20 protein-coding genes and 1 riboswitch are annotated in these 20774 nt (G+C 71.7%); of the genes, 16 read left to right on the forward strand and 4 right to left on the reverse strand.

The features are described 5' to 3' along the window. Positions 1–177 precede the first annotated feature (177 nt). From AB4Y83_RS05500 to AB4Y83_RS05535, 8 genes are all read left to right on the forward strand, one after another. Positions 178–1026 carry a DUF881 domain-containing protein gene (locus AB4Y83_RS05500; protein WP_442296249.1) on the forward strand — a complete coding sequence of 283 codons (849 nt, stop codon included), beginning with the start codon at positions 178–180 and terminating at the stop codon, positions 1024–1026. 187 nt (positions 1027–1213) lie between these two features. After that, complete coding sequence (gene gcvH, locus AB4Y83_RS05505; protein ID WP_442273441.1) at positions 1214–1603, forward strand: glycine cleavage system protein GcvH; 390 nt, start codon at positions 1214–1216, stop codon at positions 1601–1603. Between the two features lie 106 nt (positions 1604–1709). Further along, complete coding sequence (locus AB4Y83_RS05510; RefSeq protein ID WP_056777143.1) at positions 1710–2180, forward strand: FHA domain-containing protein; 471 nt, start codon at positions 1710–1712, stop codon at positions 2178–2180. Then, entirely contained in the window at positions 2177–2902 is a 726-nt protein-coding gene (ftsR, locus tag AB4Y83_RS05515) for a transcriptional regulator FtsR (protein ID WP_442296250.1), read from the forward strand. The genes AB4Y83_RS05510 and ftsR overlap by 4 nt, the downstream gene beginning before the upstream one ends. Positions 2903–2942: 40 nt before the next feature. After that, complete coding sequence (locus AB4Y83_RS05520; RefSeq protein ID WP_442273443.1) at positions 2943–3461, forward strand: bifunctional nuclease family protein; 519 nt, start codon at positions 2943–2945, stop codon at positions 3459–3461. 214 nt (positions 3462–3675) lie between these two features. Continuing rightward, positions 3676–4260 (forward strand): MerR family transcriptional regulator, encoded by a 585-nt coding sequence (locus AB4Y83_RS05525; RefSeq protein WP_442296251.1) that lies wholly within the window; start codon positions 3676–3678, stop codon positions 4258–4260. A 109-nt stretch (positions 4261–4369) separates the two neighbouring features. Then, positions 4370–4469: riboswitch (glycine riboswitch) on the forward strand. Positions 4470–4545: 76 nt separating this feature from the next. Beyond that, positions 4546–7473, forward strand: a complete 2928-nt coding sequence (gene gcvP / locus AB4Y83_RS05530; protein ID WP_442296252.1) for an aminomethyl-transferring glycine dehydrogenase — start codon at positions 4546–4548, stop codon at positions 7471–7473. Positions 7474–7579: 106 nt separating this feature from the next. Beyond that, on the forward strand, positions 7580–9067 hold the full coding sequence (locus AB4Y83_RS05535) for a glutamate--cysteine ligase (RefSeq protein ID WP_442296253.1): 1488 nt from the start codon (positions 7580–7582) through the stop codon (positions 9065–9067). Positions 9068–9154: 87 nt separating this feature from the next. Here the strand turns inward: AB4Y83_RS05535 and AB4Y83_RS05540 are convergent, their stop codons facing one another. Further along, entirely contained in the window at positions 9155–9781 is a 627-nt protein-coding gene (locus tag AB4Y83_RS05540; RefSeq protein WP_056777132.1) for a histidine phosphatase family protein, read from the reverse strand. 72 nt (positions 9782–9853) lie between these two features. Here AB4Y83_RS05540 and AB4Y83_RS05545 point away from each other — a divergent pair, with 72 nt between their 5' ends. Together AB4Y83_RS05545 and AB4Y83_RS05550 are read left to right on the forward strand one after the other, a co-directional pair. After that, the gene (locus tag AB4Y83_RS05545; protein ID WP_442273448.1) at positions 9854–10726 is read left to right on the forward strand and encodes a PhzF family phenazine biosynthesis protein; all 873 of its coding nucleotides are present in this window, start codon (positions 9854–9856) and stop codon (positions 10724–10726) included. A gap of 1 nt (position 10727) precedes the next feature. Continuing rightward, entirely contained in the window at positions 10728–11267 is a 540-nt protein-coding gene (locus AB4Y83_RS05550; protein ID WP_442273449.1) for a DUF1697 domain-containing protein, read from the forward strand. A gap of 10 nt (positions 11268–11277) precedes the next feature. On the opposite strand, the gene AB4Y83_RS05555 is transcribed toward AB4Y83_RS05550, so the two are convergent. After that, positions 11278–12039 (reverse strand): TrmH family RNA methyltransferase, encoded by a 762-nt coding sequence (locus AB4Y83_RS05555; protein ID WP_442296254.1) that lies wholly within the window; start codon positions 12037–12039, stop codon positions 11278–11280. A gap of 108 nt (positions 12040–12147) precedes the next feature. On the opposite strand from AB4Y83_RS05555, the gene AB4Y83_RS05560 reads away from it, so the two are divergent. From AB4Y83_RS05560 to AB4Y83_RS05570, 3 genes are all read left to right on the forward strand, one after another. After that, positions 12148–13242, forward strand: coding sequence for an LLM class flavin-dependent oxidoreductase (locus AB4Y83_RS05560; protein ID WP_442273451.1), 1095 nt, complete (start codon positions 12148–12150; stop codon positions 13240–13242). Then, positions 13239–13862, forward strand: coding sequence for a CE1759 family FMN reductase (locus AB4Y83_RS05565; RefSeq protein ID WP_442296255.1), 624 nt, complete (start codon positions 13239–13241; stop codon positions 13860–13862). The genes AB4Y83_RS05560 and AB4Y83_RS05565 overlap by 4 nt, the downstream gene beginning before the upstream one ends. A 140-nt stretch (positions 13863–14002) precedes the next feature. Then, complete coding sequence (locus AB4Y83_RS05570) at positions 14003–15187, forward strand: WXG100 family type VII secretion target (protein ID WP_442296256.1); 1185 nt, start codon at positions 14003–14005, stop codon at positions 15185–15187. Between the two features lie 30 nt (positions 15188–15217). On the opposite strand, the gene lhgO is transcribed toward AB4Y83_RS05570, so the two are convergent. Together lhgO and AB4Y83_RS05580 are read right to left on the reverse strand one after the other, a co-directional pair. Continuing rightward, positions 15218–16417 carry an L-2-hydroxyglutarate oxidase gene (gene lhgO, locus AB4Y83_RS05575; RefSeq protein WP_442296257.1) on the reverse strand — a complete coding sequence of 400 codons (1200 nt, stop codon included), beginning with the start codon at positions 16415–16417 and terminating at the stop codon, positions 15218–15220. A 7-nt stretch (positions 16418–16424) separates the two neighbouring features. Next, the gene (locus AB4Y83_RS05580; protein ID WP_442296258.1) at positions 16425–16832 is read right to left on the reverse strand and encodes a GNAT family N-acetyltransferase; all 408 of its coding nucleotides are present in this window, start codon (positions 16830–16832) and stop codon (positions 16425–16427) included. Positions 16833–16857: 25 nt separating this feature from the next. Here AB4Y83_RS05580 and AB4Y83_RS05585 point away from each other — a divergent pair, with 25 nt between their 5' ends. The 3 genes from AB4Y83_RS05585 (at position 16858) to AB4Y83_RS05595 (ending at position 20750) form a co-directional block, all read left to right on the forward strand. Further along, on the forward strand, positions 16858–17478 hold the full coding sequence (locus tag AB4Y83_RS05585; protein WP_442273456.1) for an L-threonylcarbamoyladenylate synthase: 621 nt from the start codon (positions 16858–16860) through the stop codon (positions 17476–17478). Positions 17479–17541: 63 nt separating this feature from the next. Continuing rightward, a complete protein-coding gene (locus AB4Y83_RS05590; RefSeq protein ID WP_442296259.1) occupies positions 17542–19503 on the forward strand; it encodes an alpha-amylase family protein in 1962 nt (653 codons plus the stop codon). A gap of 59 nt (positions 19504–19562) precedes the next feature. Then, positions 19563–20750: a Fic family protein gene (locus tag AB4Y83_RS05595; protein ID WP_442296260.1), complete on the forward strand. Its 1188-nt coding sequence runs from the start codon at positions 19563–19565 to the stop codon at positions 20748–20750. The last annotated feature ends 24 nt before the right edge of the window (positions 20751–20774 follow it).

A 20774-nucleotide genomic window follows, 5' to 3' on the forward strand; every position in this document is an offset into this window, starting at 1 on the left:
GAGACGCCGACCGAACCGCTTCCTGAGTCGCTTCCTGAGTCGCTTCCTGAGTCGCTTCCTGAGTCGCTTCCTGAGTCGCTTCCTGAGCCGACTCCCGAGCCGCCGACCGAGCCCGCGCTCGAATCGCCTGCGGGACCGGCTGTGACGTCGCCCTTGGAGCCGTCAGCGCAACCAGCCGTGGCTCCGGCTCCCGTGCTCGACGCCGGTGCCGCCGAGTCACGGTCGCCCGACGCACCGTCGTCCGAGGCGCCCTCGCCCGAGATCACGCCATCGGGTGCGCCCGAGAACGGGACGAGCCGGGTGCCCGTCGAGGGGCAGGCCGCGTGGACGCGCCTGCTCAAGATGAGCCGCCCGCGCGCGACCCGGGCCAACCTGCTGGCGGCCCTGCTTGCCGTGCTCCTCGGTGCCGGCATCGCGGCCCAGGTGCAGCTGACCAACCAGCGCGGGCTCGACGAGCTGAGCCAGACCGATCTCGTCCGGGTGCTCGACGACATCTCGCTGCGCTCGTCCCGCCTCGACCAGCAGGTGCGCGAGCTCGAGTCCACCCGCGACCGGCTCAAGAACGGCACGGGCACCGCGGCCGAGGCCCTCGAGCAGGCACAGAAACGCGTCGACACCCTCGGCATCCTTGCCGGCACCCTCGCGGCCAAGGGTCCCGGCATCACGCTGCGCATCACGGACCCGACCAACGCCGTGACCGGTCCGATCGTCCTCGACATCATCCAGGAGCTCCGGGACGCGGGCGCCGAGTCGATCGACGTCGGCGGTGTCCGCGTCGTGGCCTCGTCGTTCGTCGGTGACCGGGACGGCGAGATCCTCGTCGACGGGGTGCAGGTGACCCGGCCCCTCGTGATCAAGGTGATCGGTGACTCGAAGACGCTCTCGTCGGCGATGACGATCCCCGGCGGCATCGTCGAGTCGGTGCGGCAGAAGGGCGCCGAGGCCAGCGTCACCGAGTCGAGCCTCGTCGAGATCACCTCGCTGCACCGACCGACCGAGATGACCCACGCGAAGCCCGTCGAGTGACGGCACCGGGGTGCCGGCGACGACGCGCGACCAACCGCTGCGGCACTCGGTGGGGCCCACTTCCTGCGCTCGTCGCGCGGGCATGGCATCCTCTCAGGTGCCACCGCATCACCGGCGACACCAGCGCCCAGCAGCACGCGCATCCACCGCGACCCCGACCGGGGCCGTCCACTGACGAAGGAGCGACATGAGCGACCTGGACTACCCCTCCGACCTGCGCTACACCAGCGACCACGAGTGGGTCCGCGTCGGCGAGGACGGAGTGGTCCGCATCGGCATCACGTCCTTCGCCCAGGACGCGCTGGGCGACGTCGTCTACGTGTCCCTGCCGGCCGTCGGCGACACCGTGACGCCCGGGGACTCGTGTGGCGAGGTCGAGTCGACGAAGTCGGTCAGCGACGTCTACGCCCCCCTCGAGGGCGAGGTGACGGCCACCAACGCCGCCCTGGACTCCTCACCCGAGCTGATCAACTCCGACCCCTACGGTGAGGGCTGGATGTTCGAGCTGCGCCTGGCCGACGCCTCGGCCGTCGAGGGACTCATGGACGCCTCGACGTACACCGCGTCGCTGACCTGACGCCCGACAGCAGCCTGTCCGCCGCCCTGCTGGGGCAGGCTCCGACCCGCCCGGGTCAACTAGAGTGGATGGACCCGAATCCGCCCGCACCACAGAGGAGGACCGCATGTCGAGCGACCTGCCCGACCCCGACGACATGAACGTCGAACCCCGCACCATGCGGTTCCAAGGCGTGCCGTCGCTGGACAGCGACCACGTCGACACCGTCGACGCCCGGGGCCTCACGGCCGAGGACCAGGCCACCATCGAGGCCCTGCGACCCGGGACCGCCCTGCTCGTCGTGCTCCGCGGTCCCAACACGGGCGCCCGCTTCCTGCTCGACGACCAGGAGGTGGCCGCCGGCCGACACCCGGACTCCGACATCTTCCTCGACGACGTCACCGTGTCGCGCAAGCACGCGGCGTTCGTCGCGCAGGGTGGCGGCTACGTCGTCCGCGACGCCGGCTCCCTCAACGGCACCTACGTCAACCGCGAGCGGATCGACGAGGCGCCCCTGCACCAGGGTGACGAGGTCCAGATCGGCAAGTTCCGCCTCGTCTACTACTCGTCCGGAGCGCCCCAGCAATCACCCGCATGACCGCAGCCACGGTGTCCGGCGACGGGGGAGCGCCGGCACCCCGCCGTCTGACGATCGGCAAGGTGCTGGCGGCCCTCTCCGAGGACTTCCCCGACGTCACCGCGTCGAAGATCCGCTTCCTCGAGGCCGAGGGCCTGGTGCTGCCGCACCGTACGGCCTCGGGCTACCGCACCTACACCGACGACGACGTGCGCCGGCTGCACTACATCCTGTCCGCGCAGCGCGACCGCTACTGGCCGCTCAAGGTCATCCGGGAGGCGCTCGACGCGCTCGACCGTGGTCTGTCGGATCCCGGCGGGGAGTCGGGTGGCCGGCCCCGGCCGCCCGCGCCCTCGGCGGACCCCGAGGTCCCGACGCCGCACGACCTGACGGCTCGAAGCGACGTGTCGCTCACGGGCCCGGAGCTGCGCGAGGCGACCGGCATCGACCGCGACACGATGCTCGCCCTCGAGACGTACGGACTGCTCCAGCCCGACGAGAAGGGCCACTTCGGCCACGATGCGCTGGCGATCGCCGCCGCAGCCCGGACCCTCGCCGGACACGGCCTCGAGGCGCGTCACCTGCGTCCGTTCCGCACCGCCGCCGACCGCGAGATCGGCCTCGTCGACCAGGTCCTGGCCACGCGTTCCGGGAGCGGCACGCGGGAGGAGCGAGCGGGCGAGATCGCTTCTGCCTGCATCGCGTTGCACGTCGCGCTGGTCCGCGCCGGCCTGTCCCGCTGAGGCCGTCCCCACCGTCCACGGGCCGGGGTACGGTGGAGGAGTGAGAGAGGTCGATGTCCTGGGCGTACGCGTCGAGATGCCCACGAACCAGCCGATCGTCCTGCTGCGTGAGCGGGACGGCGGGCGCTACCTGCCGATCTGGATCGGCGCGGCCGAAGCCGCGGCGATCACCTACGCCCAGCAGGGTGTCGTGCCGCCGCGACCATTGACCCACGACCTCATGCGCGACGTCCTCGCCGTGCTCGGTCACGAGCTGACCGAGGTGCGGATCGTGGCCCTCAAGGACTCCGTCTTCCACGCAGCGCTCATCATCGACGGCAAGGCCGAGGTCAGCTCGCGAGCCAGCGACGCCATCGCCCTCGCCCTGCGCACGGGCGCCAAGGTCCTCGTCGAACCGGGCATCCTCGACGAGGCGGCCATCGTCGTCTCCTCGGAGGAGGACGACGAGGTCGAGCGCTTCAAGGAGTTCCTCGACCACGTGTCCGCCGAGGACTTCGAGGGCCCCGCGCCCGAGGCAGAGCCGGGCGACCGTCCCGACCTGCCGGATCGGCCGGACTGACCGTCAGAACCAGCACTCCGGTGAGACCCTCACCTTCACGTAGTACCTGAATGTTGTCGACGGCCTCTCGACACGCCGTGGCCTCGTGCCCGTGGTGATTGACCGAACGGGGGTGGCGGCCTACCGTCAGAAGAACGACGTGACTGTAGTTATCCGGTTGTCGTCTGCGCGCACGCACCACCGCGGCTCGCAGCCTGAGCAGGAGGAGGACGGCATGGCCGCCATCGAGGACGYGCACGACGCCGGTCGGGTCATGCCCGCCGGGTCCCAGGGCCTGCTGTTCACCGACGACCTGCCCGAGCTGTCGGAGGACACCGGCTACCGCGGTCCGACCGCCTGCAAGGCGGCCGGCATCACCTACCGACAGCTTGACTACTGGGCCCGCACGGGTCTCGTCGAGCCGTCCGTTCGCAGCGCGACCGGCTCCGGCACCCAGCGCCTCTACGGCTTCCGCGACATCCTCGTGCTCAAGGTCGTCAAGCGACTGCTCGACACCGGGGTCTCGCTCCAGCAGATCCGTGTCGCCATCAGCCACCTGCGCGAGCGCGGCGTCGAGGACCTGGCGCAGATCACCCTGATGAGCGACGGCGCCTCGGTCTACGAGTGCACGTCGGCCGACGAGGTCATCGACCTCGTCCAGGGCGGCCAGGGAGTCTTCGGCATCGCCGTCGGCCGGGTGTGGCGCGAGGTCGAGGGCGAGCTCGCCCTGCTGCCGAGCGAGCGGGCCGACGACGACGCGCCGGCCGACCACCCCGACGACGAGCTGAACGCGCGCCGCCAGGCCCGGCGACTGGCCTGACCCGGGCACCTCGCCGACGACCGTTCGACAAGGCCCGACCGGACACTCCGGCCGGGCCTTGTCCGTGCCGGGACCCCGGCCACCTGCTGGTAGATTCGGGGGTGCCGATCGACCCTGCGTGGGAGAGTCCTCGGGGTGCCCAGCACCTGCGAGGCGCCGAAGGGGCAACATCCCCGGAACCTCTCAGGCGCCAGGACCACGCGGGCGAGGCAACTCTGGAGGCACCCCACGGTGCTCGACAGACGGGGAGCGTGTGTCGTCCGCTCGAACCCGTCAGGAGCCCGCATGTCGATCGACCAGCTCGTGCCCGTCACCACCGGAACGTCCACCGAGACCGTGATGGCCGACTTCGTCAGCCGTCACGTCGGCCCAGCCGGCGACGACGTGCGCCACATGCTCGAGGTCGTCGGCCAGCCGAGCCTCGACGCGATGTGCGACCGCGCCATCCCCGGCGCCATCCGGTCCGAATCGCCCCTGCGCATCGAGGCGGCCGCCAGCGAGAGCGCCGTCATCGAGGAGCTGCGCGGGTTCGCCTCTCGCAACACCGTCCTCACCTCGCTCATCGGCCTGGGCTACTACGGCACCGTGACCCCGCCGGTCGTGCGCCGCAACGTGCTCGAGAACCCTGCCTGGTACACCGCCTACACGCCCTACCAGCCCGAGATCTCCCAGGGCCGGCTCGAGGCCCTGCTCAACTTCCAGACGGTCGTCAGCGACCTGACCGGCCTCGACGTGGCGGGGTCCTCCCTCCTCGACGAGTCGACCGCCGCCGCCGAGGCGATGTCGCTCATGCGTCGCGCGAGCAAGGCGCCGGCCGACGCGGTCGTGCTCGTCGACGAGCGGCTCTTCCCGCAGACGATCGCCGTGATGCGCACCCGCGCCGAGGCGCTCGGGCTGCCCCTCGCCGTGGCCGACCTCCGAGCCGTCAGCGACGGCGACTCGCTCTCTGCAGCAGCAGGCGGGCGCGCCGTCGTGGGGGCGATGGTGCAGTACCCCGACGCCACCGGCGAGCTCGTCGACTGGGCCCCGCTGACCTCCGCCGTCCACGAGGCGAAGGGACTCGTCACGGCCTGCGCCGACCTGCTCGCCCTGACCCTGGCCAGCGCGCCGGGGGAGTGGGGGGCCGACATCGCCGTCGGCAGCGCGCAGCGTTTCGGCGTCCCGATGGGCTTCGGCGGCCCGCACGCCGGCTACATGGCCGTCCACCGCGGCCTCGGGCGCCAGATCCCCGGTCGCCTCGTCGGCGTCTCGGTCGACGCCGAGGGGCACCAGGCCTACCGCCTGGCACTCCAGACGCGTGAGCAGCACATCCGCCGCGAGAAGGCGACGTCCAACATCTGCACCGCGCAGGTGCTCCTCGCCGTCATGGCAAGCATGTATGCCGTGTGGCACGGTCCCGCGGGCCTCGTGGCCATCGCGAGGCGCATCAGCGGTCTGACGGCCGCGCTGCGTGGTGCCCTTCTCGACGGCGGGCTCGACGTCGAGACGACGGCGTTCTTCGACACCTTGACGGTCGTGCTGCCCGGTCGAGCCGACGAGGTCACGACGGCCTTCGCCGACCGGGGCATCAACGTCTGGCGCGTCGACGCCGACCGCGTGTCGCTGAGCCTCGACGAGACGTCCACGCCGGCAACGGTGCTCGCGGTCCTCGACGCCTTCGGGGTGACGCCGTCGGACGACGTCACCGCCGGCGTGAGCACGACCGGGGCACACGGCATACCCCAGGCGCAGACGCGCGCATCCGAGTTCCTCACGCACCCGGTCTTCCACGCGCACCACTCCGAGACGGCGATGCTGCGCTACCTGCGCCGTCTGTCCGACCGCGACTTCGCCCTCGACCGAGGCATGATCCCGCTCGGGTCGTGCACGATGAAGCTCAACGCCACCACCGAGATGGAGGCGGTGACCTGGCCGGAGTTCGCCAACCTGCACCCCTTCGCCCCGGCCGAGCAGACGGTGGGCATCCGCGCCCTCATCGACGACCTGTCGTCGTGGCTGTGCGAGATCACCGGCTACGACGCGGTGTCGCTCCAGCCCAACGCCGGCTCCCAGGGCGAGTTCGCGGGGCTGCTCGCGATCCACGCCTACCACCAGGCCAGGGGTGAGGGGCACCGCCGCGTCTGCCTCATCCCCGCGAGCGCGCACGGCACCAACGCGGCCTCGGCCGTCATGGCGGGCCTCAAGGTCGTCGTCGTCAAGACCGCTGCCGGCGGCACCGTCGACATGGACGACCTGCGCGCCAAGGTCGAGGCGCACCGCGACGACCTCGCCGCGATCATGGTGACCTACCCGTCGACGCACGGCGTCTACGAGGACACGATCACCGAGCTGTGCGAGCTCGTCCACGAGGCCGGCGGCCAGGTCTACGTCGACGGCGCCAACCTCAACGCCCTCGTCGGTCTCGCCCAGCCCGGCACGTTCGGCGCCGACGTCAGCCACCTCAACCTGCACAAGACCTTCTGCATCCCGCACGGTGGCGGCGGTCCCGGTGTGGGCCCGGTAGCGGTGCGCGCGCACCTCGCCCCGCACCTGCCCAACCACCCGCTCGCGGCGGAGGCCGGGCCCGAGTCCGGGGTCGGTCCCGTGTCCGCGGCCCCCTACGGCTCGGCGAGCATCCTGCCGATCTCGTGGGCCTACGTCCGGCTCATGGGCGGCGAGGGCCTGCGGCACGCCACCCAGATGGCTGTCCTCGGCGCCAACTACATCGCCGCCCGGCTGCGCGAGCACTACCCGGTGCTCTACTCCGGCCACGACGACCTCGTCGCGCACGAGTGCATCCTCGACGTGCGCCAGATCACGACCGAGACCGGCGTCACCGTCGACGACATCGCCAAGCGCCTCGTCGACTACGGATTCCACGCGCCGACGATGAGCTTTCCGGTGGCGGGCACGCTCATGGTCGAGCCCACCGAGTCCGAGAACCTCTACGAGCTCGACCGCTTCTGCGACGCGATGATCGCGATCCGCGCCGAGATCGAGGCGATCCGAGCCGGTGAGGTCGCCGTCGGCGACAGCATGCTGCGGCACGCGCCGCACACGGCCCGAGGCATCGCGGGCGAGTGGGACCACCCCTACGAGCGCACCGAGGCCGCCTTCCCCGTCGGCATCAACGCCGCCGACAAGTACTGGCCGCCGGTCAGCCGCATCGACGGCGCCTACGGCGACCGCAACCTCGTCTGCTCGTGCCCGCCGCCGGAGGCCTTCGAGGGCTGAGCGGCCCCGCGCGACACTGGTCACCACGGGGCCGAGGACCGGACCCGTGGTGACCAGTCCGTGCGCGCCTCTCGCGCCGGGACCCCGAGTGTGGTTGTCTCGGCACGTGGGAGCCGATGTCGAACAGGCCAGGTACACGCGTGAGCAGCGGCAGCAGTACCGGGAGAAGGTGCGCCGCGACCTCGACGTGTTCGAACGCATGCTCGGCAAGAGCGAGTTCGAGTTCGACCGACCGATGACGGGTCTCGAGATCGAGCTCAACCTCGTCAACGAGGACCTCGGCCCCAAGCTCGACAACAAGACGGTGCTCGAGCAGATCGCCGACGAGGACTACCAGACCGAGCTCGCGCGCTACAACATCGAGCTCAACGTCCACCCCCGACCCCTGCCCGGCGACTCGGCCATCGAGCTCGAGAAGCTCCTCCGCCAGTCGCTCAACCGCGCCTCGGAGAAGGCCGCCGAGGCGCACGCCGGGATCGTCGCCATCGGCATCCTGCCGACGGTCATGCCCGAGCACTTCGAGGGCGACTGGATCAGCGAGAACATCCGCTACGCGGCGCTCAACAACGCCGTCCTCGACGCCCGGGGCGAGGACGTCTGGCTCGAGCTCGAGGGTCCGACGGGCGAGCGCATCGCGCGCTACTCCGACAGCCTCGCGCCCGAGTCCGCCTGCACCTCGATCCAGCTGCACCTCCAGGTCCAGCCGGAGCGGTTCGCCGACCACTGGAACGCCGCCCAGGTCCTCGCCGGCCCGCAGCTCGCCCTCGGCGCCAACTCGCCCTTCTTCCTCGGGCAGCGGCTCTGGGCCGAGACGCGCATCCCGCTCTTCACCCAGGCCACCGACACCCGGTCGGTCGAGCTGAAGAACCAGGGCGTGCGGCCCCGGGTCTGGTTCGGCGAACGGTGGATCACCTCGATCTTCGACCTCTTCGAGGAGAACGTCCGCTACTTCCCGGCCCTGCTTCCCGAGCTCTACGACGAGGAGCCCGAGGAGGTCTTCGAGCGGGGCGAGGTGCCCGAGCTCCGCGAGCTGCGCCTGCACAACGGCACGGTCTACCGCTGGAACCGCCCGATCTACGACATCGTCAGCGGCCGCCCGCACCTGCGCGTCGAGAACCGCGTCCTGCCGGCGGGTCCGAGCATCGCCGACGTCATGGCCAACGCCGCGTTCTACTACGGCACGATGCGGGTGCTCGCGGAGGAGGACCGTCCGGTGTGGACCCGGATGAGCTTCTCCGCCGCCGAGTCGAACTTCGAGGAGGGCGCGCGGCTCGGCATCGACGCCCGCACCTACTGGCCCGGCCTCGGCGACGTGCCCTCCACCGAGCTCGTCCTGCGGCGCCTGCTCCCGATGGCCCACGAGGGCCTCGAGCGGTGGGGCGTCTCGGCGGCCGTGCGGGACCGCTTCCTCACGATCATCGAGCAGCGTTGCCTCACCGGTGTCAACGGCGCGTGGTGGCAGACCGAGTGCGTGGCCCGCCTCGAGGCACGCGGGCTGACGCGTGACAAGGCCCTGCGCGAGATGCTGCGTCACTACATCGAGGGCATGATGGCCAACGAGCCCGTGCACACCTGGGAGCTCCCCCGGGAGTGACCGCAGCGGCGGGTCCCACTGCGCCACCGCGCAACCCGCGTATGCCGTGTGCCCGGGGACACGGCATACAGCCTCCTCGCGCGGGGTTCAGTCGGAGAGCAGGCGCCAAGGGGAGAGGTTGTACATCCCGAGGCACCGGGTGGACCGGTGGTGCGTCAGCACGCTCATCGAGCCCGCGTCGAGGATGAGCTGCTGGCCGAACCGCGGGTCGAGCCCGAGGTAGGTCGCGGTGAGGACGCGCAGCGCGTGGCCGTGCCCGAAGAGCGCGACGTCGCCGTGCTCGAGGTCGGGCCAGACCTTGTCGATGACCTGCTGGGCCCGCGCCGACACCTGCTCGACCGTCTCACCGGGGGTGACTCCGGGCTGCACGCCGTCGACGAACACCTCCCACGGGTGGCCGATCTCGGCGCTGATCTGCTTCGTCGTGATGCCCTCGTAGGCGCCGTAGTCCCACTCGCGCAGCAGCGGCTCGACCTCGAAGTCCCCGAGGCCGGCGAGCTCAGCCGTGCGCTTGGCGCGCTGGAGGGGGGAGACGAGGACGCGCTCGAACCGGTGCTTGCGCAGCACGTCGGCGAGCTCACGTGCCGCGGCCTCGCCCTCGGGCAGGAGCGGGAGGTCTGTCGTGCCGGTGTGCTGTCCGCTCAGCGACCATTCGGTCTCGCCGTGCCGGAAGAGGTAGATGTTGCCGGGGACGACACCGTCGGGAGAGGCCATGCCGCCACAGTATCGGCGTGGCAGGCCCTTCGACCCTGCCGTCCGGGCCGGCGCTCCGGCACACTCGGGTGCATGGACCTGCCCTTCCACCTGCTCAACGTCTTCTCCATCGAGGGGGAGCCCTTCTCGGGCAACCCGCTGTGCGTCTTCCCCGAGGCGGGTGGACTCTCCGACGACGAGATGCTCGCGTGGGCGCGACAGTTCAACCTCAGCGAGTCGACCTTCGTGACGTCGATCGGCGAGGGAGCCACGACGGGTGACGCGGCCGTGCGCATCTTCACCCCCGGTCACGAGATGCCCTTCGCGGGGCACCCCACCCTCGGCACCGCGGAGGTCGTCGCGACGTTGGGCGGCGGCCTCGACAGCGTGCACCTCAGCATGCCGGCGGGACGCATCCCCGTGGGGCGCGTCGACGGGGGCTGGCGCCTTGCGGCCCGGCCTGCGACAGTGCGCGAGGTGACCTCGAGCGGCGCCGAGCTGGCCGAGGCGCTCGGCATCGACCGCATGCTCGTCGTGCGCTCGGACGCGTCCTGGGTCGATGCAGGCGTCGAGCAGCTGCTCGTGCGTCTCGACTCCGTCGACGCCGTGCGGGCCTGCGACCCCGACGCACACCTCATGGCCGTGCACATGACGTCCCCGCCGCGGGCACCGCACGTGTACGCGTGGGCGTGGACCGGGCCCAAGAGCATCGAGGCGAGGCTCTTCTACACCCAGGGTCAGGCGGTCCTCGAGGACCCAGCGACCGGGTCGGCGTGCGCCAACCTCGGTGGCTGGCTCGTCTCCCAGGGCGCCCGCGACGTCTCGGTGGTCGTCAGCCAGGGCACGGCCGTGGGACGCCCCTCGCGCCTGCTGCTCGACATCGACGCCGACGGGGCCGTCCACGTGGGGGGCCGCGTCGAGACCGTCGGCCGCGGCACCTGCTCCCTCAGCGCGGTGGGGGCCTGACGTGCCGGTGTGGATCGGGTTCCTCCGCGCCGTCAACGTCGGCAAGCGGCAGGTGCGCATGGCGTCGCTGCGCACGCTGCTCGAGGCGGAGGGCTACGAGGACGTCGAGACGCACATCCAGAGCGGCAACCTCAAGGTCCGCTCGTCCACGCGGAGTGCCGCCAAGGTCGAGGCCGACCTGCGCCGGGCCATCAGCGCCGAGTTCGGTTTCGACGTGCCTGTCGTCGTGCGCACCCCGGCGCAGCTGCGGACGCTGGCCGACGAGGCCGAGGCCCTCGACTCGCCCATCGCCGCGGACGCGAAGCGCTACGTGACGTTCATGACGGGCGACCTCGACCCCGAGGGCGTCGCCGCCCTGCACGAGTGGGACGTCGCCACCGAGGGCGCGCGCGTCGTCGGCAACGACGTCGTGCTCTTCCTCTCCGACGGCGTGCAGGCGGCCACGCTGTCGAACACCCGTATCGAGAAGCTGACGGGCGCGGTCGGGACGGCGCGCAACATCACCGTCGTCCGCGCCCTCGCCGAGAAGTGGGGCGGCTGACGCGGTCGCGTCAGAGGCGCGCGCGGCGGACGAGCTCGAAGCAGACGACCGCAGCTGCGGCCGAGACGTTGAGCGACTCGACGCCGGCGGCCATCGGGATCGACACCCACGTGTCGACGAGCTCGGCCACCTCGGGCGTCAGCCCCGCCGTCTCGCTGCCGAGGACGAACGCGACGGGCTCGGGCAGGTGGGCGGCGAAGAGGTCGTCGTCGCCGCCGGCATCGAGCCCGACGACGTGGAAGCCGGAGCGCTTGAGGTCGCTCACGGCCTCCGCCGCGGTGAACGCCTTGAGGATGGGCGCCCGGAACGCGACGCCGGCCGAGGCCTTGACGACGAGCGGGTCGAGGGAGGCGACCCCCTTGCGGGGGACGACGATGCCGTCGACGCCGGCTGCCGTGGCCGAACGCAGGATCATGCCGACGTTGGCAGGTGTCGTCACGCCGTCGAGCACGAGCACGGCGCGCAGCGAGCCGGCGTCCTCGGTGAGCGCCGCCTCGAGGGGGCGCATCCGCGGCGCGACGACGTCGGCGAAGACGCCCTGGTCCTGCCGCCCGTTGCCGGCGAGCTTCTTGACGCGCTCGGCGCTCGCGTACTGCACCTCGACGCCCTGCCGGCGAGCCGCCTGCTGGATCTCGCGCAGGCCGCTGCCACGGGCACCGTCGGCGATGACGACCTTGTCGACGAGGAGGTCACCGTCGAGGAGCACCTCGTGGACCGGATTGCGGCCGTAGACCGTGATGAAGCGGTCCTTGGGGGAGATCTCAGCGCTCACCGCGACAGGATCCCACAGCACCGGCGGCGCGCCGGACCGCCCGGGAATGGGGGAGACCCCCTCGATGTTCAGTATGATTGAATCGTCAATCAAAAGGAGCTGGGACACATGCAGTTCGGGATCTTCACCGTCGGCGACGTGACCACCGACCCCACGACGGGCCGTACGCCGACCGAGCACGAGCGGATCGAGGCCACCGTCGCCATCGCCAAGAAGGCGGAGGAGGTCGGGCTCGACGTCTTCGCGACCGGACAGCACCACAACCCGCCGTTCATCCCGTCGGCCCCGACGACGACGCTCGCGTACATCGCCGCCCAGACGGAGCGGATCGTCCTGTCGACGTCGACGACCCTCATCACGACGACGGACCCCGTGCGGATCGCGGAGGACTACGCCACCCTGCAGCACCTGAGCAACGGGCGCATGGACCTCATGATGGGCCGCGGCAACACCGGCCCGGTCTATCCGTGGTTCGGCAAGGACATCCGCGACGGGATCCCGCTCGCCATCGAGAACTACGCGCTGCTCCACCGGCTGTGGCGCGAGGACGTCGTCGACTGGCAGGGGAAGTACCGCACCCCGCTCCAGGGCTTCACCTCGACGCCGCGCCCGCTCGACGGCATACCGCCGTTCGTCTGGCACGGCTCGATCCGCAGCCCCGAGATCGCCGAGCAGGCGGCCTACTACGGCGACGGTTTCTTCTCCAACCACATCTTCTGGCCGGCCAGCCACACGAAGCAGATGGTCCAGCTCTACCGTCGCCGCTTCGAGCACTACGGCCACGGCAGCGCCGACCAGGCCATCGTCGGGCTCGGCGGGCAGGTCTTCATGCGGAAGAACAGCCAGGACGCGGTGCGCGAGTTCCGTCCGTACTTCGACAACGCCCCCGTCTACGGCCACGGTCCGTCGCTCGAGGAGTTCACGAGCCAGACCCCGCTCACCGTCGGCAGCCCGCAGGAGGTCATCGAGAGGACGCTCGGCTTCCGCGAGTACGCCGGCGACTACCAGCGACAGCTGTGGCTGCTCGACCACGCCGGCCTGCCGCTCAAGACCGTCCTCGAGCAGCTCGACATCCTCGGCGAGGAGGTCGTGCCCGTCCTGCGCAAGGAGTTCGCCGCCCTCAAGCCCGCCCACGTCCCGGACGCCCCGACCCACGCGAGCCAGCTCGCCGCCGCAACCCCCGAGAAGGAGCTCATCCCGTGACCACCTTCCACCTCGCCGTCATCACGGCCGGCGTCACGCAGCCGTCGTCGACGCGCCTGCTCGCCGACCGCCTCACCCAGGCCACCGTCCGGGCGCTCGCCCGGTACGACGTCGGCGAGGTCGTCGTCGAGGTCGTCGACGTGCGCGAGGTCGCGCACGACCTGACGAACCACGTCCTGACCGGCTTCGCCTCGCCCGACCTGCAGGTACGTCTCGACGCGATCACGGAGGCGGACGCGGTCGTCGTCGCCACCCCGGTGTATGCCGCGTCGTACAGCGGATTGTTCAAGATGCTCATCGACGTGCTCCCCAAGGACGCGCTGCGCGACACCCCGGTGCTGCTCGGCGCGACCGGCGGCACGGCCCGCCACTCCCTCGCGATCGACCACGCCCTCCGCCCGCTCTTCGCCCACCTCGGCGCGCTCGTCGCACCGGTGGCGGTCTTCGCGGCCAGCGAGGACTGGGGGAGCGTCGACGCCGGCCGTCTGGGCGACCGGATCGAGCGCGCAGGTGCCGCCTTCGCGGGCCTCGTCAGCGGTTCGCCGCGGGCCGATCGGGTCGACCCGTTCGAGCAGGTCACGCCCTTCGAGGCGATGCTCACCGACCTGCGGGCTCGATGACGGGAGCACCCGGTCGGCCCTCCGGGGCCTGACCGGGCGTCGTCACGTCCGCAGCGACGCGACACGCTGGGGAGTCCTCCCCATGGCCCCGCCGGGCGGCTCCCACCTACCGTGGGGCCCACCGTCGACAGGAGGCCGCCGTGCTCTACCGCAAGGGTGCAGACCCCGCAGTCCTGGAGGGCACCGCTCGCGAGCTCAAGGCGTGCGCCACCGAGGTGGACGGCATCCGTGCGACCGGGACCCGGGCGCTCGCGGTCATCGGCCGCTCCTGGGGTGGCGACGACGCCCAGTCGGCCCAGGAGAGCTGGCGCTCCGCGTCGGCGGCCCTGGCGGACCTCGGATCGACGCTCGAGACGATGTCGCGGCGCCTCACCGACAACGCGCGGGCGCAGCGAGGGACGAGCGGCGCCGACGGGGTGCTGCCCGGCCCGATCGGCTTCCCAGACCCGTTCCCGGGCCTGGGCGGGTCGGGCTCCGTCGGAGCCGACGCCACCGCCGAGCCGATCCCGCTCGGTGAGCAGGTGCGCGGGACGTCGCCACAGGCCATCGACCTCGAGCTCGCCCACGTGGCCGACAACGTCTACCACCCGAGCGCGGTCGACGGCTGGACCCCGCTCGACGCCGGCGCCCTCGAGGGCCTCGGCATCGACCCGGACACCCTCCACCGCCGCGACGGCTTCGACGCGGCCGTCTACCGCAACGACGAGGGCCAGTACGTCCTCGCCTTCGCCGGCACGTCCTCCCTCGCCGACTGGGGCACCAACCTCCAGCAAGGGATCGGGGCCCTCAGCGGTCAGCACCTCGCGGCGATCGCGCTCGCCCGGGGCCTCGCCGGGGCGGTGGGCAGCGAGAACCTGGTGATCACCGGTCACTCCCTCGGTGGCGGTCTCGCGAGCACCGCCTCCGTCGCCACCGACATCCCCGCCGTGACGTTCAACGCGGCGGGCGTGCACCCCAACACCGTGCTGGCCGCGGGCGCCCTCGGCACGGGGGACGCCGGCTACTCCCCGGGCCAGATCCGTAACTACCACGTGCGCGGGGAGCTGCTCACGACGCTCCAGAACCCGCTCGGCTCCTTCGTCGACCACGTGCCCTTCGTCGGCGACGACCCGCTCCCGAACGCCTTGGGCACCCAGATCGCGGTCAACCCCACCCACGGGCCCGAGATCACGGTCTCGAAGTGGGCGGGGCTCGCCGGCACCTTCGCGCCGGCCGTCGTCGGCATCGATGCCGGCCTCGACGTCATCGGTTGGTCCAAGGACGCCCATGGAGGCAACTCCGTCGTCGACGCCATGGAGGCGAGCACCTACTTCGGCAAGCAGTGACCGACGACCGCCGAGGCGGACCGCGGCCCTTCAGCCGAGGTCGAGCCGGTCGACGACGAGGTCTGCGATGGCGAGGGATGCGGTTGCTGCCGGCGACGGCGCGTTGCGGATGCACAGGACGGAGCCGACGCGACTGAAACGGAAGTCCTCGACGAGCGCACCGTCCCGATCCATCGCCTGGGCCCGGACGCCGGCAGCGGCCGGGACGACATCTGCGTCGCCGATCTCAGGAACGTAGCGCCTGACCCGCTGGACGAACGCGTGACGGCTCAGCGACCCCAGGACCTCGTGCACGCCCGTCCGCAGGTTGGCGCGGGCGAACCGCAGGAACCCGCGGGACCATACAAGCTCCCGGACGACGTCGAGGTCGACGTCCCGACGGCGGTAGCCCTCGCGAGCGGTCGCGAGCACGGCGTTCGGACCGAGCAGCACGCTGCCGTCGACGCGCCTCGTCAGATGGACCCCGAGGAACGGGTAGTGGGGGTCGGGTACCGGGTAGACGAGGCCGCGCACGAGGTGCTCGGCCGACGGCACGAGCCGGTGGTACTCGCCGCGGAACGGCACGATCGACGGGCTGGGCCCGTCGCCGGCCAGTCTCGCGAGCCGGTCGGCGTGCAGCCCACCCGCGAGGACGACGCGGTCGGCGACGAGGCGCCGCCCGTCGGCGGCACGCACCTCGACGCGAGTGCCGCGGTGGTCGAGTCCCGTGACCTCGAAGCCCGTGACGACCACGGCGCCGGCGGACGCCGCGTCCGCGAGCAGCGCCGCGGCGACGAGGGCGAAGTCGGTGATGGCCGTCGTGGGGGAGTGCAGCGCCGCGAGCCCCACGACGTGCGGCTCGACCTCACGCAGCTCACCCGGCTCGAGCCGACGCAGACCCGGCACACCATTGGTCCGGGCGCGTGCCTCGATGGTGCGGAGACCCTCGTCCTCGGCCTCGTCGAGTGCGACCACGAGCTTGCCCACCTCGTCGTACGGCAGACCCCGGTCGGCGCAGTAGCGGCGCAGCCGCCGGACGCCCTCACGCGAGAGCGCCGCCTTGGCCGAGCCGGGCGCGTAGTAGAGACCGGCATGGACGACACCACTGTTGCGGGAGGTCTGGTGCCGACCCGTCGCCATCTCCTTCTCGACGAGGGTCACCTCGGGGCGCGGCGTCGACAGGGTGAGCCTACGGGCCACTGCCGACCCGACGATGCCGCCACCCACGACGACGATGTGGGGGCGGGTCACCCGTCGCTCACCCTGCGGCCGCCGCCGCCCGCTCGGCCGCGTCGACGTCTGCCCGCGTCGGCGCGAGCACGTGGGCGGCATACGGCTCCGGGTGACGGCGGAGGTAGACCTTGATGTACGGACACAGCGCGACGATGGACCGGCCCGACGCGAGCGTGGCGTCGAGGGCGTACGCGGCGAGGCGCCCGGCGAGGCCCTGGCCTTCGTACGCCGGACTGACCTCGGTGTGGAAGAAGACGACGCGGGCGGGCACCTCGGGTGTGGCACCCGGGACGACGGCGTAGCTCGCCACCCCGATGACACGGTCCCCGTCGCGCAGCTCGAAGCGCCCGCGGTCGGGGTTGTCGGACACCTCGATGCCGTCGTGCGCGCCGTCGCCGGCGACGATCCGGCCCTCACCCGTCTGCTCGCTCATGGCCCCAGCATGGCAGGGTGGCCCCATGGCGAAGTACTTCGACGTGCACCCGGTGGACCCTCAGCCACGGGCGATCGGCCAGGCGGTCGACATCCTGCGGTCCGGCGGGCTCATCGCCTACCCCACCGACTCCTGCTTCGCGCTCGGCTGCTCCCTCGACAACCCGGAGGGCAAGGAGCGCATCATGCGGATCCGGCACCTCGACGACAAGCACCACTTCACGCTCGTCTGCTCGGACTTCGCCCAGCTGGGCCAGTTCGTGCACCTCGACAACTCGGTGTTCCGTGCCATCAAGGCCGTGACCCCCGGCCCGTACACCTTCATCCTGCCCGCGACGAAGGAGGTGCCACGACGCCTGCTGCACGCGAAGAAGAAGACCGTGGGTGTGCGCATCCCCGAGCACCCCGTCGTCCGCGAGCTGCTCAGGGCGATGGGTGAGCCGATCCTCTCGAGCACGCTGCTCATGCCCGACGACGACGAGCCGATGACCGACGGCTGGGAGATCAAGGACCGTCTCGACCACGTCATCGACGCCGTCATCGACTCGGGGGAGTGCGGCCTGGAGCCGACGACCGTCGTCGACTACTCCGACGGCCTCCCCGTCGTGACCCGCGTCGGGGCCGGGGACCCGAGCCCGTTCGAGTGACCTGCCCGCGATGACGCCAACGTGCCCCTGTCGCGCAGACGCCGGGTGCTGTTCAATCGGGCCATGAGCGACGCTGCGCACGACGTCCGACCGACGACGGAGTCGGTGAACTCGCTGCTCGCGGGGCTCGACGACCACGACCGCGAGACCATCGAGCTGAGGCTCGAGCGCTGGTCCGACGACCTCGTCGCGGCACTCATGGTCCTCTACCCCGAGCACGACGTCTCGGCGCTCGCCCTGCGCCTCGTCGAGAGCGCCGTGGCCGGCTACCAGCAGCGCTCACCCGAGCTGCGACGCCTGGACCAGCGCCGGCTGCTGCGGCCCGACTGGCTCCAGCAGCCGGACATGTTCGGCTACGCGTGCTACACCGACCGGTTCGCCGGCGACCTCGACCGCCTGCGGGGCCGAGTGGGCTACCTCCGCGACCTCGGTGTCAGCTACCTGCACCTCATGCCGCTGCTGCAGCCCCGAGAGGGGGACAACGACGGCGGCTACGCCGTCCAGGACTACCGCACCGTCCGGCCGGATCTCGGAGATGTCGAGGATCTGCGCCGGCTCGCGAGCGACCTTCGGGGGCAAGGCATCTCGCTCGTGCTGGACCTCGTGCTCAACCACGTGGCGCGCGAGCACGAGTGGGCCCGGCGTGCCCAGGCGGGGGAGTCGCACTACCGGGACTACTTCCACATCTACCCCGACCGCGTCATGCCGGACGCGTACGAGCGCACGCTGCCCGAGGTGTTCCCGGACTTCGCGCCCGGCAACTTCACGTGGGACGAGGAGCTTCGCGGCTGGGCGTGGACGACCTTCAACGAGTGGCAGTGGGACGTCAACTGGGCCAACCCCGACGTCCTCGTCGAGTACGCCGACATCGTCCTGTACCTGGCCAACCTCGGCGTCGAGGTGCTCCGGCTCGACGCCATCGCCTTCACGTGGAAGCGGCTCGGCACGAGCTGCCAGAACCAGCCGGAGGTCCACGCCGTCACGCAGGCGCTGCGCACGGTGGCGCGCATCGCGTGCCCGGCGCTCGCGTTCAAGGCCGAGGCGATCGTCGGACCGCGTGACCTCGTGCAGTACCTCGGGCAGGGCGAGCACGCCGGCCGGGTCAGCGATCTCGCCTACCACAACAGCCTCATGGTGCAGGTCTGGTCGATGCTCGCGACGGGCAGCACCGGACTCACCAAGCAGGCCCTCTCGGCGCTCCCGACGACCCCGCCGAGCGGCACGTGGATCTGCTACGTCCGGTGCCACGACGACATCGGGTGGGCCATCGACGACGGGGACGCGGCGTCAGCGGGTCTCGACGGCTATGCGCACCGCCGGTTCCTGTCGAACTGGTACTCCGGCGACCATCCCGGGTCCTGGGCGCACGGTCTCGTCTTCCAGCACAACGCTGCGACCGGCGACAAGCGGATCAGCGGCACGGCGGCATCTCTGACGGGGCTGGCCGACGCGGAGGCACGCGACGACGGGGACGGGATCGGTCAGGGACTCGCCCGCCTCTTCCTGGCCCACGCGGTCGTCGCCGGCTGGGGAGGTGTCCCCGTCGTGTGGAGCGGCGACGAGCTCGGCCTGCCGAACGACCCCGACTGGGCGCGCGAGCCCGGTCACGAGGACGACAACCGGTGGGCGCACCGGGAGCGGCTGGACTGGGCCGTCGCAGCGCGGCGCGGCGACCTCGACACCGTCTCCGGGAAGGTCTTCCAGGGCCTGCGCCATCTGGCGGGCGTGCGCGCGGGGCTGCCGCAGCTGCACGCCTCCGCGCAGACGAGGGTGATCCTCGAGACCGACGACGGGGTGCTGGCGGTCGTCCGCACGCACCCGAGCGGCTCGATGGTCTGCGTCTACAACGTCACGACGTCGTGGCAGACGGTCGAGGTGCGCCACTTCGCCGACGTCGGCATCGCGCACCCCTTCGACGCGCTCGCCGGCTACCCGGTCTTCGGTGGGGCGGACGGGCTGGCGTCCTTGAGCCCGTATGCCGCGTGGTGGATCGTCGAGGCACCCGTGGACGTCGCGCACGCCTGACGACGGAGCACTCTTGGTAAAGGTTGTGCGTTAACCTTTACCAAGGAGGTCTCATCGACATGGACACGACGTGGCCCGCGCTCGGTTCGACGACGGTCCCTTGGCAGTCCGTCGAGGGCCTGCTCGACCTGTCGCGACGCGCCCAGCGGTCCACACCGGCCACGTTCGAGGCGGCCGTCGTGCCCCCGATCGCCGGTGCCGGGCTCGTGCTGCCCGGAGACCTCGCCGCCGACCTCGACGAGGCCACCCGGCTGCTCGCCACCTTCGACGCCGGGGGAGCGGGGGAGATCGCCCCGTTCGCCTCGGTGCTGCTGCGGTCCGAGAGCGCGGCCAGCTCGCAGATCGAGAACCTCACCTCGTCCGCACGGGCCCTCGCCGAGGCCGAGATCGGCGAGGGCAACCGCGCCAACGCCGCCGTCATCCTCGGCAACGTCCGCACCATGCAGGCCGCGCTCGACCTCGCCGGGCGACTCGACGAGGACGCCGTGCTCGCGATGCACCGGGCCCTCATGGCGCAGCAGTCGCTGCACCCGGCCGGCCGCTGGCGTGAGCAACAGGTCTGGGTGGGTGGGTCCCCCCTCCACCCGGGGGAGGCGCAGTACGTACCGCCCGTGGCCTCCGACGTGCCGGCCCTGATGGCCGACCTCGTGACCTTCATGGACCGCGACGACCTGCCGCCGCTCGCGCATGCCGCCCTCGCCCACGCCCAGTTCGAGACGATCCACCCGTTCACCGACGGCAACGGCCGCACGGGTCGGGCACTGCTCCACTCGGTCCTGCTCCACACCGGCGCCATCCGTCGGGTCACCGTGCCGATCTCCGCCGGCCTCCTCGCCATCCGCGACGACTACTTCGCCGCGCTGACGGCCTACCGCGGGGGAGAGGTGGAGCCCATCCTGCGATGCGTGGCCGAGGCCGCGCGCAACGGCACCCACATCGGCGAAGGGCTCGTCGTGACACTCCGACAGGTGCGCGCCGACTGGGCGGCAAAGGTCACGGCGAGAGCCGGCTCCGCGGCCTGGTCGATGCTCGACCTGCTGCTGCGCCAGCCCGTCGTCACGGCGCGGGTCGTCGTGCGCGAGCTCGGGGTCTCGGCCCCCACGGCGCAGGCCGCCCTGCAGCGGCTCGTCGACGACGGCATCCTGCTCGAGTCGACCGGGCACCGACGCAACCGCGTCTACCGCGCCCCGACGGTGCTCCGGGCCCTCGACGCGTACGCGGCAGGGTTGGGTCGCCGCATGCGTTGATGAATTCCTTTGCGGCACAATACA

The organism is Terrabacter sp. RAF57, assembly GCF_052113925.1.
Taxonomy (GTDB): Bacteria; Actinomycetota; Actinomycetes; order Actinomycetales; family Dermatophilaceae; genus Terrabacter.

Bases quoted from the DNA above. Each gene is read 5' to 3' on its own strand.
- AB4Y83_RS05545 (WP_442273448.1), top strand. From the start codon at position 9,854: ATGGACCTGCCCTTCCACCTGCTCAACGTCTTCTCCATCGAGGGGGAG.
- AB4Y83_RS05595 (WP_442296260.1), top strand. From the start codon at position 19,563: ATGGACACGACGTGGCCCGCGCTCGGTTCGACGACGGTCCCTTGGCAG.
- gcvP (WP_442296252.1), top strand. From the start codon at position 4,546: ATGTCGATCGACCAGCTCGTGCCCGTCACCACCGGAACGTCCACCGAG.
- ftsR (WP_442296250.1), top strand. From the start codon at position 2,177: ATGACCGCAGCCACGGTGTCCGGCGACGGGGGAGCGCCGGCACCCCGC.
- AB4Y83_RS05540 (WP_056777132.1), bottom strand. From the start codon at position 9,781: ATGGCCTCTCCCGACGGTGTCGTCCCCGGCAACATCTACCTCTTCCGG.
- AB4Y83_RS05590 (WP_442296259.1), top strand. From the start codon at position 17,542: ATGAGCGACGCTGCGCACGACGTCCGACCGACGACGGAGTCGGTGAAC.
- AB4Y83_RS05585 (WP_442273456.1), top strand. From the start codon at position 16,858: ATGGCGAAGTACTTCGACGTGCACCCGGTGGACCCTCAGCCACGGGCG.
- AB4Y83_RS05560 (WP_442273451.1), top strand. From the start codon at position 12,148: ATGCAGTTCGGGATCTTCACCGTCGGCGACGTGACCACCGACCCCACG.
- AB4Y83_RS05510 (WP_056777143.1), top strand. From the start codon at position 1,710: ATGTCGAGCGACCTGCCCGACCCCGACGACATGAACGTCGAACCCCGC.
- gcvH (WP_442273441.1), top strand. From the start codon at position 1,214: ATGAGCGACCTGGACTACCCCTCCGACCTGCGCTACACCAGCGACCAC.
- AB4Y83_RS05580 (WP_442296258.1), bottom strand. From the start codon at position 16,832: ATGAGCGAGCAGACGGGTGAGGGCCGGATCGTCGCCGGCGACGGCGCG.